The organism is Sphingomonas sp. AC435 (assembly GCF_979253005.1).
Genome location: NZ_CEEDCJ010000004.1, coordinates 242,774 through 257,181, shown reverse-complemented (window position 1 = coordinate 257,181; position 14,408 = coordinate 242,774). Strand labels below are relative to the sequence as shown.

Here is a 14,408-nt window from a genome sequence, read left to right as displayed (position 1 = left end):
TCAGTACGTCTCCACCAGCACGTCGGTATACAGCTCGGCCGGATCCGGCTCGGGCGTGCTTTCGGCGAAATCCGCCGCTTCGTTGACGGTCTTGCGGATCGCCTGTTCGACGGTCTTCAAATCCTCCTCCTTCACGCCCTGCGCCGCGAGCAGCTGCTTCACGTGTTCGATCGGATCGGACTTGTCGCGCACCGCCTGCACTTCCTCGCGGCTGCGATACTTGGCCGGGTCAGACATCGAGTGACCGCGATAGCGATAGGTCTTCATCTCGAGGATGACCGGGCCCTTGCCCGCGCGCACCCACTCCAGCGCCGTCTCGGCGGCACCGCGGCACGCCAGCACGTCCATGCCGTCGACCTGGATGCCGGGAATCCGGAAACTCTCGCCGCGGCGATACAGCTGATCCTCGGCAGAGGCGCGATTGACGCTGGTGCCCATCGCATACTGGTTGTTTTCGATCACGAAGATGATCGGCAGCTTCCACAGCTCGGCCATGTTGAACGCTTCGTAGACCTGGCCCTGATTGGCCGCACCGTCACCGAAATACGCCATGCAGACGCCGCCGTCGCCGCTGTATTTGTGCTTGAACGCGAGGCCCGCGCCCAGGGACACCTGAGCGCCGACGATGCCGTGCCCGCCATAGAAGCGCTTCTCGGTCGAGAACATGTGCATCGACCCGCCCTTGCCCTTGGAGATGCCGGCGGCACGCCCCGTGAGTTCGGCCATGATGACCTGCGGATCGATACCATAGGCCAGCATGTGGCCGTGGTCGCGGTACCCTGTGATGACCGAGTCCTTGTCACCGTCCAGCGCGGACTGAAGGCCAACCGCGACCGCCTCCTGACCAATATACAGGTGGCAGAAACCGCCGATCAGGCCGAGGCCGTAAAGCTGTCCGGCCTTTTCCTCGAAGCGGCGGATCAGCAGCATCTGTTTGTAGAAATCGAGCAACTGCTCCTTCGTCGCTTCGAACGGGAGCGGTTCGCCCGGGCGCTCGCGGTTGGGAATGGGTGGGTCGGCAATCGCGCGAGCGGGGGCTTTGGCCACGAAACTTCCTCGTTTCCGTAAGGGATCAGGGGGTGCCTATAGAACCGGTCGCGCTGCAACATCAATCCGCGCTTGGGCGATCGATACAGGAAGTCGGCTTGCGCGCCGCTCCGCCGGGCGACTACAGCCCGTGATCAATGGATAAACCGCTCCACCCGCTCCGGATCGCCAACTTCCGCGCCTACTGGTTGTCAAGGTTCACCGGAACGGTTGCGCTCAGCGCGCTGGCGATCGTGATCGGCTGGCAGGTGTACAGCCTGGCGCGCGAAACGATGTCGATCCGGGAGGCGGCGTTCCTGCTGGGCATGATCGGCGTCGCGCAGTTCGTGCCGCTGTTCCTGCTGACGCCACTCGTCGGACTGGTCGCGGACAGTGTGGACCGGCGGTGGATCGTGCGCTTCACGACCGGCCTGCTGGTGCTGACCTCGGGGACGCTCGGCGTCTTTACCTGGGCTGGAATGCTGGGGCTGCCGGCATTGTTCGGGGCCGCGATCTTCATCGGGATCGCCCGCGCCTTCTCGGGTCCTGCCTATTCCGCCCTCGCGCCGAATCTCGTGCCACGCGAATCGCTGCCCACGGCGATCGCGGTGAGTTCGATCGCGTGGCAGGTCGGTACGATCGCAGGGCCGTCGGTTGGCGGATTGCTATTCGCGATCCATCCCGACGTCGCCTACGGCACGATCTCGGCGCTGTTCGTGGTGGCACTTGGCGCGATCTTCCTGATCGCCCCGGTCCCGCAACCGCCGGCACAGACCGACCGCCGGCCGCTGATCCGCATCCTCGAAGGCTTTGCCTATGTCCGCCGCAACCGGCTGGTGCTGGCGGCTATCACGCTGGACCTGTTCGCGGTGCTGCTGGCCGGCGCGACCGCGCTGCTGCCGATCTACGCCCGCGACATCCTGCACGTCGGCTCGCAGGGACTGGGCTTCCTCGCCGCCGGCATGGGTATCGGCGCCGCTTCGACCGCGATCTTCTTCTCGATCCGGCCGATGACGTCGAACGTCGGCGTGAAGATGCTGATCGCCGTGGTCGTGTTCGGCCTCGCGATCCTGACGTTCGGGCTCTCGACCAATTTCTGGCTGAGCCTCGTAGCGCTGGTCGTCGCCGGCTGTGCCGACATGGTGTCGGTCTATGTCCGCTCCTCATTGATCCAGCTCCACACTCCCGATCACATGCGCGGCCGCGTCAGCGCCGTGTCGCAGCTGACGATCTCCGCCAGCAACGAGCTCGGCGAGGCGGAGAGCGGCCTCCTCGCGTCCCTGCTCGGGCCGGTCGGCGCGGTCGTGTTCGGCGGCGTCGGCGCAATCGCCGTGACACTTCTGTGGGCACGGCTGTTTCCGGAACTGAAGCGCGCGCGGACCTTTGACCCGCCAGACAATCTCGCCATCGAACCGCAGCACGGAGTAGCCCAGCCATGAAGGCCAACACGATCCTCGACACGATCGGTCGCACGCCGCACATCCGCGTCCAGCGCCTGTTCCCGAATTCCGAAGTGTGGATCAAGTCGGAACGGTCCAACCCCGGCGGCTCGATCAAGGACCGCATCGCGCTGGCGATGGTCGAGGCGGCGGAGGCTTCCGGCGACCTGAAGCCCGGCGGCACGATCGTCGAACCGACCAGCGGCAACACCGGCATCGGCCTCGCACTGGTCGCGGCGGTCAAGGGCTACAAGCTCATCCTCGTCATGCCCGAGTCGATGTCGCTGGAGCGTCGCCGCCTGATGCTGGCCTACGGCGCCAGCTTCGACCTGACGCCGCGCGAAAAGGGCATGAAGGGTGCGATCGAGCGCGCGCTGGAGATCGTCGGGGAAACACCCGGCGCGTGGATGCCGCAGCAGTTCGAGAACCCCGCGAACATCGAGGTCCATACCCGCACCACCGCGCAGGAGATCTTGGAGGATTTCGCCGACACCCCGGTCGATGTCATCATCACCGGCGTCGGGACCGGCGGCCACATCACCGGTGTCGCGGAGACGCTGAAGAAGGTCTGGCCCAACCTGAAGGTCTATGCCGTCGAACCCGCCGCCAGCCCGGTGATCGCCGGCGGCCAGCCGGGGCCACACCCGATCCAAGGCATCGGCGCCGGGTTCATCCCCGCCAACCTCCATACGCAGATGCTGGACGGGGTGATCGAGGTCGATGCCAACGTGGCCAAGGACATGGCCCGCCGCGCTGCGCGTGAAGAAGGCATGCTGGTCGGCATCTCGTCCGGTGCAACGCTGGCGGCGATCCTGCAGAAACTACCCGATCTGCCCGACGATGTGCGCGTGCTCGGCTTCAACTACGACACGGGTGAGCGGTATCTGTCGGTCCCGGACTTCCTGCCCGAACAGTGACACCCCAAGCTGCGCCCGGAGCTTGGCTCCGGGCCGTCCTGCTGATCGTCGCCGTGCTGGCGCTGGCGATCCCGACACTAGTCGTACTGAACGCGCCGACGATCCCCCACGTCCGCGCGCCGAAGCTGCGTCTCGCAACGAAGGTTGTGCCGCAGACGGTGCTGCCGCCGGTCGAGCCGGTCGAGTTCGTCGACCTGCCACCCGGGGAGGCCCGCGCCTTCAACGCGTCGGTGCCGTTCTCGCGCGATCCGAACCCGGCTGCGCGCCCGTTCCGCCTCCCGGAAGACGCCGAGAACCGCGCCCGCGCGACCGATTGCCTCGCGACCGCGCTCTTGTACGAGGCCGGCGCAGACCCGGAGGGGCAACGCGCGGTGGCGCAGGTCGTCATCAATCGCATCCGCCACCCCGCCTTCCCGAAGACCGTGTGCGGCGTCGTGTTCGAGGGTCAGGAGCGGCGCACCGGTTGCCAGTTCAGCTTTAGCTGCGACGGTGCCCTGACCCGCTGGACGCCGCCCGAGGCGCTGTGGACCGCCGCGCGCAAGATAGCCGCCGCGGCATTGTCGGGCACCGTCTACCGCAAGGTCGGCTATGCCACGCATTATCATACCGACTGGGTGGTGCCCTATTGGCAGTCGAGCCTCGATAAGATCGCCGCCGTCCACAGCCACTTGTTCTTCCGCTGGTCCGGCTGGTGGGGCACGCCGCCCGCTTTCAATCGCGGCATTGCAGGTGCGGAGCCGGTGATCGCCGCCCTTGCCCCGTTCTCGGACGCGCACAAGACCGCAGCGGCGCTGGCGGAGGCGACGAGCGCATTGGCCGAAAGTGCCGCTGTGTTGGGCAAGGATGCTCCCCATCCTCTGGCGAGCGATCCGACGACGTTCCTCGTGACGTTGCCCGCAGGTCTGGCACCAGAGGCTTGGCCGCAACTGGCGGCACAGTCCTGCGGCGATCGACCGGTCTGCAAGTTCTCCGCCTGGACGGAGAAGACACCGACGGCCCTGCCGCTGGAGCCCGAACAGGTCGCGACGATGACCTTCAGCTACCTGCGCGATCGGGGTTTCGGGTTCGAACGGACGCTGTGGAATTGCCGCATCGTCAAACGCCCCGATCCGCGGAGTTGCATGCGCCAGCAGGTCCTGACGCTGCCGGCGGCGGGCCCGGCACCAACCGCAACGCCGACCCCGCAGCCGTCACCGACCAGAACCGTGTCGGACCTGACCGGCGTACGTCGCTCGACCGGCAATGACGCGACGAAGCCGGTGCGGCCCGCGCCCGCGAAGGATGCAACGGCACCCGAAGCGTCCCGCCCCACATCACGCGCCACCCCGACCAAGTCCGGTTCCCCGTCCCCGCCCCCTGCGTCAGCCCAGCAGAGGCTGGGAGCTTCTACGACGGCGGAGATCGGCCAGTCTCGGGAATAGTCCAGGCAACGCCTCGACCCACTATTCCGACTAAGCTGGTGCCGTCCCCGCCCCTCCGCGATTTCAGCGAAAGCTGGCATTTTCCGCGACGGCGCAAGCCGGCAAGCCACTGGACGATACCAGCTTTCGCTGATGACGCTCTCTAGCGATACATGGTCAAGTTCGACGCCCAAGCCGAGCTACACCTCGCACCGGCTGCTCCTCACCCATATCAAGCTGCGAGGAACATCTCCTCCGGCAACGCCATCACTGCCTCGGCACCGCCCTCGATCTTGCGGCGAAGCGCGCCCGCGTCCGGCAGAATACGCTCCGCGAAGAACCGCGCCGTGACCAGCTTGGCGTCGAGGAAGGCGACATCGCCCTCACCTGCCGTTTTCAGTGCCGTCGCCGCGACGACCATGCGCAGCCACATCAGGCCGGTCGCGACCAGACCCATCAGGTGCATGTACGCGGTCGCGCCGGCACCGACGTTGTTCGGGTCCTTCATGCCGTTCGCCATGAACCACATCGTCGCCGCCTGAAGCTCGTTCAGCGCGCGCTCCAGCCGGGTCGCATAATCCACGGTCGCCGCATCGCCTTCAGCCGCCGCAATTTCCTCCGTCACGATGCGGAACAACGCCTGCACCGCGCGACCGCCGTTTTGCGCCAACTTGCGGCCGACGAGGTCCATCGCCTGCACGCCGTTGGTACCCTCGTAAATCTGGGCGATGCGGGCATCGCGGACATATTGCTCCATACCCCATTCGCGAATGTAGCCATGGCCGCCGTAAACCTGCTGCGCCGTCGTGGCGATCTCGTAGCCCTTGTCGGTGCCGACGCCCTTGATGACCGGGGTCAGCAGGCCGATCAGGTCCGCTGCGATCTGGCGCTCCTCCTCGGTACCCGCCTTGTGCTCCAGATCCACCTGAAGCGCGCCCCACAGGCACAGGGCCCGCAGACCCTCCGTCCACGCCTTCGCCTCCATCAGCATCCGGCGAACGTCCGGATGGACGAACAGCGTATCGGCCTTTTCGTTGGGCTCGGCGGGACCGGTCAGCGCACGACCCTGGCGACGGTCGCGGGCGTAATGGACCGCGTTCTGGTACGCCGTTTCCGCCACCGCCAGACCCTGAAGCCCGACGCCCAGCCGTGCCGCGTTCATCATGATGAACATCGCGGCCAGCCCCTTCATCTCCTCGCCGACCAGCCAGCCGGTCGCGCCGTCATAGTTCATGACGCAGGTCGAATTGCCGTGGATGCCCATCTTGTGCTCGATCGAGCCGCACGTCACGGCATTGCGCGCCCCGAGCGAGCCATCGTCCTCCACCATCACCTTCGGCACGACGAACAGCGAGATGCCCTTGCTGCTGTCCGGTGCGCCGGGTGTCTTGGCGAGGACGAGGTGGATGATGTTGTCGGTCAGGTCGTGCTCGCCCGCCGAGATGAAGATCTTGGTGCCAGTGATGCTGTAGCTGCCGTCCGCCTGCGGCTCCGCGCGGGTGCGGATCAGGCCCAAGTCGGTGCCGCACTGCGGCTCGGTCAGGTTCATCGTGCCGCCCCATTCGCCGGACACCATGCGGGGCAGATACTTGGCATGCTGTTCAGGGCTACCCTTCACCACCAGCGCCGCGATCGCCCCGTGAGCGAGGCCGGGATACATGGCGAAGGCCATGTTGGCGGAGATCATGTATTCCTGAAACGCGGTCGAGACGACGTGCGGCATCCCCTGCCCACCGAACGCCTCCGGCGCGCTGAGCGTGCCCCAGCCCGACTCGACGAACTGGCGATACGCGTCTTTGAAGCCCGGCGGCGCCGTGACGCTGCCGTCGTCGGCGCGGGTGCAGCCGTGCAGGTCGCCGATCTGGTTCAGCGGGAACAGCACCTCCGCGACGAAGCGGCCGCCCTCTTCCAGTACGGCGTCGACCGTATCGGGCGTGGCATTGGCGAAACCCTCCACATCGGCATGCCGATCGAGGCCGACGACGTGCTCCAGCACGAAACGCGTATCGCGGACGGGGGGCGTGTACTGCGGCATCTCTCTCAGTCCTTGGTCTTGTTGTCGTTATCGCTGGCGGGTTCGACGACCGCCACGAAGTTGGTCAGCTCGGTGATCGCGGCATCGATATCGCGGCGCTGCGCTTCCAGCGTCGCGATCCGTGCGCGACAACGTTCGATCGTGACCTGACGCTGCAACCGGCGTCCGTCGCCGAAGTCATAGAGGTCGATCATCTCGCGAATTTCGCCCAGCGAGAAGCCCACGCGCTTGCCGCGCAGGATCCACGCCAGTCGCGCCCGATCGCGCTGCGAATAGATCCGCTGGGTGCCGCGTCGCTCCGGCGCGATCAGCCCCTCGTCCTCGTAGAACCGCAGCGCGCGGGCGGTGATCCCGAATTCTGCCGACAAGTCAGAGATCGAGAAGGTCTGCCGATCGGGATGGGCCGCGATCGGCGCGTAGGAAGCAGCCTGCACCATATCCCCAAATTTAGCTTACCCTTACGTCAACGTCAAGGATCGCCGCAGAGCGGTGCCCCGTCGCGATCCCGCAACGTGCGCGCCTCCGACACGGACGTGCTGAGCCTCTCGACGCGGATCGCTGCAAGTGACGCTCTACCCGTACACAAACTGGCGCAGGCCGCGGGAACCTCGGCGGGAAAAACGATGCGGTCGCCTTCGAACCGCGCATCGAACCGGCACCCGTTGCGAAGCTCGACGTCGAGTCTTTCGCCCAAACGACGAACAAGACCAGTCGCGCTGCACGCCTGTCCTTCGCCGTAATCGGTGACGATGCCGATCCGTTGATCACCACGCTCTTCGCCGACGACGCACAGCCGATCCGAGTCGCGCGCCCATGAACCGCCCAGCGTGGCGGTTGCGGGATCAACGATCAGGCCCTGCTCCAGAGCAGCCGCTTCCAGCTTCGATCCGGGCGTATCAGGTGATCGGTCGGGCGCTTCGCCGCTGCACCCCGCGATCGCCAGCGCCAGCGCAATGCTCACTCTCATGCGATCGGAACCAGCGCGTCGCCCTCCACCCGGCGGTAGAAGCAGCTCGTCGCGCCGGTGTGGCAGGCTGGGCCCGCCGCGTCGCAGATCAACCACAGCGCGTCCTGATCGCAGTCGATCCGCATCTCGACGACCGCTAGGACGTTGCCGGACGTTTCGCCCTTCTTCCACAAGCGCTGTCGACTGCGCGACCAAAAGGTCGCTTCGCCGCTCGCCTGCGTCGCCGCCAGCGCATCAGCGTTCATGTGCGCGACCATCAGCAGCGCACCTGCCCGGTCGCTGACGACGGCGGTGACGAGGCCGTGCTCGTCATAGCGGGGATCAAGGCGGAGCGTTGCATCGCGGTCGGTCATCGGCGCGGCGTAGCGTAGATGCGGGATCGCCCGCCAGCTTCGTCGCTATATCAGCGATGGTCGCGGATCGCCTTCACCAGCGCGGCTTTGTCCAGCTTGGATCGGCCTTCGATCCCGATCTCCTTCGCCTCGTCCATCAGTTCCGCCTTGGTTCGATCCTCGAGGTGCGTGCTGCGGTGGTCGATCGTTCCAGCGGCCTTGGCGTTGGCGATCCTCGCCGCCTTCTCCCTCGAATTGCCCTGCTTGAGCAGGTCCTCGTACAGCGCATCGTCCTTGATCTGGGGACCGTGATCGCGTGCCATGACACCTCTCCTTCGGCCGCCCATAACGATCCTTTCGACGAAGCGCTCCACGGGCGGGGCGACAAACCATGTTAGCGTCCCTATATGCCCGGCCACACAGCCGGCGGACCTGCGGACATCATGCTGACCACCCACCCTTTCGATGACGACAAGCTGCGCGAAGAGTGCGGCATCTTCGGCGTATCCGGCAGCGACAGTGCTGCGGCGCTGGTGGCGCTCGGGCTGCACGCGTTGCAGCACCGCGGCCAGGAGGCGGCGGGGATCACCAGCTTCGACGGCCACCATTTCCACACGCACCGGGCGATGGGCCACGTCGCCGGCAATTTCGACAGCGATTCCGTGATCCGCAGCCTGCCCGGCAGCGTCGCGACGGGCCATGTCCGTTACTCGACCACCGGCGAGACGGCGCTGCGCAACGTGCAGCCCTTGTATGCGGAGCTTCAGTCGGGCGGATTTGCGGTCGCGCACAACGGCAACATCTCGAACGCGATGAAGCTCCGCCGCGATCTCGTCCGTCGCGGTTCGATCTTCCAATCGACCAGCGACACCGAGACGATCATCCACCTCGTCGCCACCTCCAACTACCGCACCTTGCTCGACCGGTTCATCGACGCGCTGAAGCAGGTCGAGGGGGCGTATTCGCTGCTGGTGATGACGCCGGAGGGTATGATTGCCTGCCGCGATCCGCTCGGTATCCGGCCGCTGGTGATGGGCCGGCTGGGTGATGCGATCATCTTCGCCAGCGAAACCGTCGCACTCGATGTGTGCGGCGCGACGTTCGAACGTGCGGTAGAGCCGGGCGAGCTGGTGATCGTGCAGGGTTCCGACGTGCGCTCGATCCACCCGTTCAAGCAACAGGCACCACGGCCCTGCATTTTCGAATGGGTCTATTTCTCGCGCCCCGATTCGATCGTCGACGATCATTCCGTGTATTCGGTGCGCAAGGAGATCGGCGCGCAACTCGCCGCGGAATCGCCGGTTGACGCCGACCTCGTCATCCCGGTCCCGGACTCGGGTGTGCCGGCCGCGATCGGCTATGCGCAGGCGTCGGGCATTCCGTTCGAACTGGGCATCATCCGCTCGCATTATGTGGGTCGGACCTTCATCTCGCCGGGCGACAATGTTCGCCACCTTGGAGTCAAACTGAAGCACAACGCGAACCGGGCGCTGATCGAGGGCAAGCGTGTGATCCTGGTGGACGATTCGATCGTCCGCGGCACGACTTCGCTCAAGATCGTGCAGATGATGCGCGATGCCGGCGCGGCGGAAGTTCACCTGCGCATCGCGTCGCCGCCGACCAAGCACAGCTGCTTCTACGGCGTCGATACGCCGGAGCGGACCAAGCTGTTGGCGCACAAGCTGGACATCGGCGGCATGACCGACTTCATCCACGCCGACAGCCTCGCCTTCGTGTCGATCGACGGCCTGTACAAGGCGCTGGGCGAGGCGCAGCGCGATGCGCGGCCGCGGTATTGCGACGCCTGCTTCACGGGCGACTATCCCACCACCCTGACCGACCAGGACGAAAGCGCCGAGGTCGATCAATTCGCGCTGCTGGCCGAACGCGTCAACTGACCGGACCGAACATGGACAAGACACTCGAGAACCGGCTGGCGCTGGTCACCGGCGCCAGCCGTGGCATCGGTGCCGCAACCGCGAAAGCTTTGGCGGCACGGGGCGCGCACGTCGTCATCACCGCCCGCACCGCGGCGGGACTGGAGGAGGTCGAGCAGGCGATCTTCGACGCTGGCGGTTCGGCGACGATCGCGCCGCTCGACCTGACGCAGACCGATTCGATCGCCAAGCTGGCGACGGCAGTCGGCGAGCGCTGGGAGGCGCTGGACGTGATGGTCCTGAACGCGGCCATGCTCGGCAGCCTCGCGTCGGTGCCGTCGATCGATCCCAAGGAGTTCGCACAGGTGCTGACGCTCAACGTCAGCGCGCAGGCGGCGATGATCGCGGCGTTCGACCCGATGCTGCGCCGTGCGGAACACGGCCGGGTGATCGGCGTCACCTCCAGCGTGGCGCAGACGCCGCGCGCTTTCTGGGGTGCTTACGGTGCGTCGAAGGCGGCGTTCGAAACGCTGCTGGGCGCGTATGGTGACGAGGTGGCGGAGATGAGCCGCGTCCGCACCGCGATCGTCGATCCGGGCGCGACCCGCACGAAGATGCGCGCGCGCGCCTATCCGGGCGAGGACCCGGCGTCGGTCAAGGCGCCGGAGGTGGTGGCCGAAGCGATCGTCGCGCTGGCGGTCGGCGGCTTCGCGGACGGCCACCGCGAACGGGTCAGCGTCTGAGCGTCATTCCCGGACCAGCGTCACCTGTGCGACGGTGATGCCGCCGCCGCGAAAGCCGCCTTCGCAATACATCAGGTAATAGCGCCAGAGGCGGCGGAAGCGCGCGTCGAGGCGGGCGGGCAAGCGCCCTTCCCTCTCCGCAGCGTCGAAGCGTTCGCGCCACAGGCGCAGCGTCTCCGCGTAATCGAAGCCGAAATGACGCGTGTCCTGCCATGACAGGCCGCGTGCTTCCGCCAGTGCGCGGAATCGGCTTTCGGAGAGCAGCATTCCGCCAGGGAAGACGTGGCGCTGGATGAAGTCAACGCTGCTGGCATAGGCGTCGAACACGTCGTCGGCGATGGCGATATACTGGATTGCGGCACGCCCGCCCGGCTTCAGGACGCGGGCGATAGTATCGAGATAGGCGGGCCAATAAGCCTGCCCCACCGCCTCCACCATCTCGATACTGGCGACCGCATCGAACCGGCCCGCGGTGTCGCGGTAATCGGTCAGCGAGACGGTGACACCCGGCAGGTCGCGGGCGTCGAGCATCGCCTTCTGCTCGGTCGACAGGGTCAGCGCGTGAACCCTGCGTCCCTGTTCTGATGCGAGCGCCGCGAACGAACCCCAGCCGCAGCCGATCTCCAGGATCGTATCGCCCGGCTTCGTCCCGGTGCGATCCAGTACGGCCATGAGCTTGCGGGCCTGCGCCTGTTCCAGCGTATCGCCTTGCCCGAAGATCGCGCTGGAATAGGTCAGGCTTTCGTCCAGCCACTCGCGGTAGAAATCGTTGCCGAGGTCGTAATGCGCGGCGATGTTCCGGCGCGAGCCCGCGCGGTGATTGCGGTGGAGGTGATGCCACGCCCGCGCCGCCAGCCGTGCCACACCGCCCGAACGCGCGGCCCGACCCAGTGCGACGCGGTTGCGCATGAACAGATCGAACAGCGGCACGGGATCGGGGCTGGACCAGTCGCCGGCTTCCCATCCCTCATACCAGCCGACCGACCCCGCGGTCGCGAGGCGGACGAGCGCGCGCCAGCGGTGAACGGCGACGATCGCCACCGGGCCGTCGGAGCGACCGCCGATCAGGCGCGCGGTGCCGTCCGGCAACTGCGCCTCGATCGCCCCGCATTCCAGTCCGCGATCGATACGGTCGAGCAGCCGGTGAAACGGCCGCGCGATCAGGCGCGCCGTCCGGCTGCGACGATGAAGGTGGATGCCCCCTGCTTCCATGCGGCGCGCCTTTGCACCGGCGGACGGCCGGAGGGAAGCCCTACAGCGCCGCCGCCGCTGCCAATGCACGTTCGCGGGCTTCGCGGTGGCCGATGATCTTCGGCGGATAGCCCCTGGGCAGGCAGCCGGCGGCTTCGGGATCGTGGATCGCGGCGTCCGGCACCTTGGCGAGTTCGGGCACCCAGCGGCGGATGTAATCGGCGGCGTCGAACTTCTCCGACTGCGTCAGCGGCGCCATGATGCGGCTGAACATATTCGAGTCGACGCCGGTACCCGCCACCCACTGCCAGTTGACGGAATTGTTGCCGTAATCCGCATCGATCAGGCAATCCCAGAACCAGCGCTCGCCCTCCCGCCAGTCGATCAGCAAATGCTTGATGAGGAAGCTGGCCGTAATCATCCGCACGCGGTTGTGCATCCAGCCGCTGGTCCAAAGCTGGCGCATGCCGGCGTCGACGATCGGGTAGCCGGTATGGCCGGTCTGCCAGGCCTTCAGGTCCGATGCCGCGTCCTTGCCGGTGCGCCATTGCAGCGCATCGTATTTGGGGCGGCCGTTATCGGTGGCGTAGCCGGGCAGCGCGAGGACGACGCCATCGGTGAAGTCCCGCCACGCCAGTTCCTTGCGGTAGGTCGTACCGGACGTGGCGTGCCAGACGGTGCGCGGCGAGACTTCGCCGAAATGCAGGTGCGGCGACAGGCGCGAACTGCCCTCCTCCGACGGCATGTTGCGGGCGGTGTCGTAAGCGTCGGCCTTTTTCGCGAACGTCTTCAACCGGTGGAGCGCTTCATCCTCGCCGGGCACCCAATCCTCGTCGAAGCCGGGGGACCAGTCGGGCTTGGTCGGCAGCAGGTCCCAGTCGGCGAGCGTCTCCGACTTCGGCCATGTCGCCGGTGCGGGGATATCGCGCGGAGCCGGATGGGGATGTTCCGGCGGGAGGTGGTTCTGGAGCGCCTTCCAGAAGGAGGAATAGATGCGGAACTGGCCACCGGAGCCGGTGCGGACATCCTCGGGCCGCGCGAGGTGGTTGCCGTCGTGCAGGCAAAGTCGATCACCGAGCGCCGCCTCTGCCTTGCGCCACCACGGTTCGTAGTGGCGGATGGCGTGGATCGTGCCGGCACCGGTATCCTGCATCAGCGCGTCCAGGACCTCGACGGCCTTGCCGCGGCGGAGGATCAGGCGGCTGCCCTTTTCCGCCAGCGCCTCCGCCAGCGCGGTCAGGCTGTGATGGAGCCACCAGCGCTGCGCGCCGCCGATCCGCCATTCGCCGGGGGTGTCGTCGTCGAGGATATAGACCGGGATCACCGGGCCTTCATGGGCGGCGGCGATCAGGGCGGGTTGATCGTGGAGGCGGAGGTCCTGGCGGAGCCAGACGATTACGGGATTCGGCATCGGCAGGACGTACGCTCCGGCGGGTGGTGGCGTTCCCGATCGCTGTCCCGCCTGACCCTCCCCGATGCTTCGGAAAGTTAGGCTAAGGTTAGTCCAATGCGGCTTTTCACGACCACCCGGAGTCCGGCCATAAACCCCTGATCCTGCTGTCCTTACACGAGAGCGGACCTGTAGGACAGCGCATCGCCCAGCGTCATGATCGCGGCGACGTGGCGGTGGGCAATCTCCAGCGCGTCGTCGCCATAGCCACCGCCGACGGTGCTCGCAAGCGGGATGCCGCGGTCGGACACCAGCCGCGCCACCAGCCGTTCGCGGCGTTCGAGGCCCGGCAGACTGAGCGACAGGCGGCCGAGGCGGTCGTCGGCGAACGGATCGACACCGGCCTGATACAGGATCAGATCGGGGGCGAAGCTGTCGAGCAGCGGGGACAACGTCGTCTCCAGCGTTGCGCAATAGTCGTCGTCGCCGATCCCGTCCGCCAGCGGCACGTCGAGCGTCGAACGCGCCTTGCGTGCGGGGAAGTTCTTTTCGGCGTGGATCGAATAGGTCGCGATCTGCGGATGGCCGGCCGTCAGCGCGGCGGTGCCGTCGCCCTGATGGACGTCGACATCGACGATCAGGATGCGGTCGACGGTCCGTTCCTCCACCAGCCGTGTCGCGGCGACGGCCAGGTCGTTGAAGATACAGTATCCGGCACCCGTATCGTGCAGCGCATGGTGGCTGCCGCCCGCCGTATTGGCCGCAAAGCCGTGTTCCAGCGCGAGGTGCGCGGCGAGCCACGTCCCGCCCGGCACCGCGGCGGCGCGGGTGGCGACCTCCGGCGTTATCGGGAAGCCGATGCGGCGCGTCTTCGAGGGCGGCACGCGGGCCTCCAGCACCTCCGCCACGTATTCGGGGTCGTGAGTCGCCTCCAGCCAGCGGACCGGCATCGGGTCGGGCGTGTGCCACGTCAGTGCTTCGCCGCGTTCGCGCAGCAGGTCGCGGATCAGGCCGTTCTTGCCCCAGCGATAGGTGGAGCGGGCGGGTGCGGGCGCGACATAGGCGGGGTGATGGACGACATGGATCACGCC

General features: G+C 66.8%; 14 protein-coding genes. 5 read left to right on the top strand and 9 right to left on the bottom strand.

Translation table 11 applies throughout. The features are described 5' to 3' along the window. Window positions 1-1,047 (bottom strand): pyruvate dehydrogenase (acetyl-transferring) E1 component subunit alpha, encoded by a 1,047-nt coding sequence (gene pdhA, locus AC0CH8_RS10240; RefSeq protein WP_343283940.1) that lies wholly within the window; start codon window positions 1,045-1,047, stop codon window positions 1-3. Window positions 1,048-1,184: 137 nt separating this feature from the next. Between pdhA and AC0CH8_RS10235 the strand changes: the two genes are divergently transcribed. Genes AC0CH8_RS10235 through AC0CH8_RS10225 form a run of 3 tightly spaced genes read left to right on the top strand, consistent with a single transcriptional unit; the run spans window position 1,185 to window position 4,803 of the window. Then, entirely contained in the window at window positions 1,185-2,465 is a 1,281-nt protein-coding gene (locus AC0CH8_RS10235; protein ID WP_465239792.1) for an MFS transporter, read from the top strand. After that, entirely contained in the window at window positions 2,462-3,382 is a 921-nt protein-coding gene (cysK, locus tag AC0CH8_RS10230; RefSeq protein WP_465239791.1) for a cysteine synthase A, read from the top strand. The genes AC0CH8_RS10235 and cysK overlap by 4 nt, the downstream gene beginning before the upstream one ends. Then, window positions 3,379-4,803, top strand: a complete 1,425-nt coding sequence (locus AC0CH8_RS10225; RefSeq protein ID WP_465239790.1) for a cell wall hydrolase — start codon at window positions 3,379-3,381, stop codon at window positions 4,801-4,803. The genes cysK and AC0CH8_RS10225 overlap by 4 nt, the downstream gene beginning before the upstream one ends. A gap of 211 nt (window positions 4,804-5,014) precedes the next feature. Here AC0CH8_RS10225 and AC0CH8_RS10220 read toward each other — a convergent pair whose 3' ends face one another. The 5 genes from AC0CH8_RS10220 to AC0CH8_RS10200 are packed head-to-tail and all read right to left on the bottom strand — an operon-like array spanning window position 5,015 to window position 8,439. Continuing rightward, the gene (locus AC0CH8_RS10220; protein ID WP_465239789.1) at window positions 5,015-6,817 is read right to left on the bottom strand and encodes an acyl-CoA dehydrogenase C-terminal domain-containing protein; all 1,803 of its coding nucleotides are present in this window, start codon (window positions 6,815-6,817) and stop codon (window positions 5,015-5,017) included. 5 nt (window positions 6,818-6,822) lie between these two features. After that, window positions 6,823-7,254: a MerR family transcriptional regulator gene (locus AC0CH8_RS10215; protein WP_204193137.1), complete on the bottom strand. Its 432-nt coding sequence runs from the start codon at window positions 7,252-7,254 to the stop codon at window positions 6,823-6,825. Between the two features lie 32 nt (window positions 7,255-7,286). Further along, a complete protein-coding gene (locus AC0CH8_RS10210) occupies window positions 7,287-7,778 on the bottom strand; it encodes a hypothetical protein (RefSeq protein ID WP_465239788.1) in 492 nt (163 codons plus the stop codon). 2 nt (window positions 7,779-7,780) lie between these two features. Next, the gene (gene hisI, locus AC0CH8_RS10205) at window positions 7,781-8,137 is read right to left on the bottom strand and encodes a phosphoribosyl-AMP cyclohydrolase (protein WP_204193132.1); all 357 of its coding nucleotides are present in this window, start codon (window positions 8,135-8,137) and stop codon (window positions 7,781-7,783) included. A gap of 50 nt (window positions 8,138-8,187) precedes the next feature. Next, window positions 8,188-8,439: a DUF7218 family protein gene (locus tag AC0CH8_RS10200; protein WP_465239787.1), complete on the bottom strand. Its 252-nt coding sequence runs from the start codon at window positions 8,437-8,439 to the stop codon at window positions 8,188-8,190. A 120-nt stretch (window positions 8,440-8,559) separates the two neighbouring features. Between AC0CH8_RS10200 and purF the strand changes: the two genes are divergently transcribed. Next, on the top strand, window positions 8,560-10,014 hold the full coding sequence (purF, locus tag AC0CH8_RS10195) for an amidophosphoribosyltransferase (protein WP_465239973.1): 1,455 nt from the start codon (window positions 8,560-8,562) through the stop codon (window positions 10,012-10,014). 11 nt (window positions 10,015-10,025) lie between these two features. Next, window positions 10,026-10,736 carry an SDR family NAD(P)-dependent oxidoreductase gene (locus AC0CH8_RS10190; RefSeq protein ID WP_465239786.1) on the top strand — a complete coding sequence of 237 codons (711 nt, stop codon included), beginning with the start codon at window positions 10,026-10,028 and terminating at the stop codon, window positions 10,734-10,736. A gap of 3 nt (window positions 10,737-10,739) precedes the next feature. On the opposite strand, the gene AC0CH8_RS10185 is transcribed toward AC0CH8_RS10190, so the two are convergent. The 3 genes from AC0CH8_RS10185 to AC0CH8_RS10175 all read right to left on the bottom strand — a co-directional run bounded on the left by AC0CH8_RS10185 (window position 10,740) and on the right by AC0CH8_RS10175 (window position 14,405). Continuing rightward, window positions 10,740-11,948, bottom strand: a complete 1,209-nt coding sequence (locus tag AC0CH8_RS10185; RefSeq protein ID WP_465239785.1) for a class I SAM-dependent methyltransferase — start codon at window positions 11,946-11,948, stop codon at window positions 10,740-10,742. A 40-nt stretch (window positions 11,949-11,988) separates the two neighbouring features. Continuing rightward, on the bottom strand, window positions 11,989-13,338 hold the full coding sequence (locus AC0CH8_RS10180) for a cryptochrome/photolyase family protein (RefSeq protein WP_465239784.1): 1,350 nt from the start codon (window positions 13,336-13,338) through the stop codon (window positions 11,989-11,991). A 152-nt stretch (window positions 13,339-13,490) separates the two neighbouring features. After that, window positions 13,491-14,405: a histone deacetylase family protein gene (locus AC0CH8_RS10175; protein WP_465239783.1), complete on the bottom strand. Its 915-nt coding sequence runs from the start codon at window positions 14,403-14,405 to the stop codon at window positions 13,491-13,493. Between the last annotated feature and the right edge of the window lie 3 nt (window positions 14,406-14,408).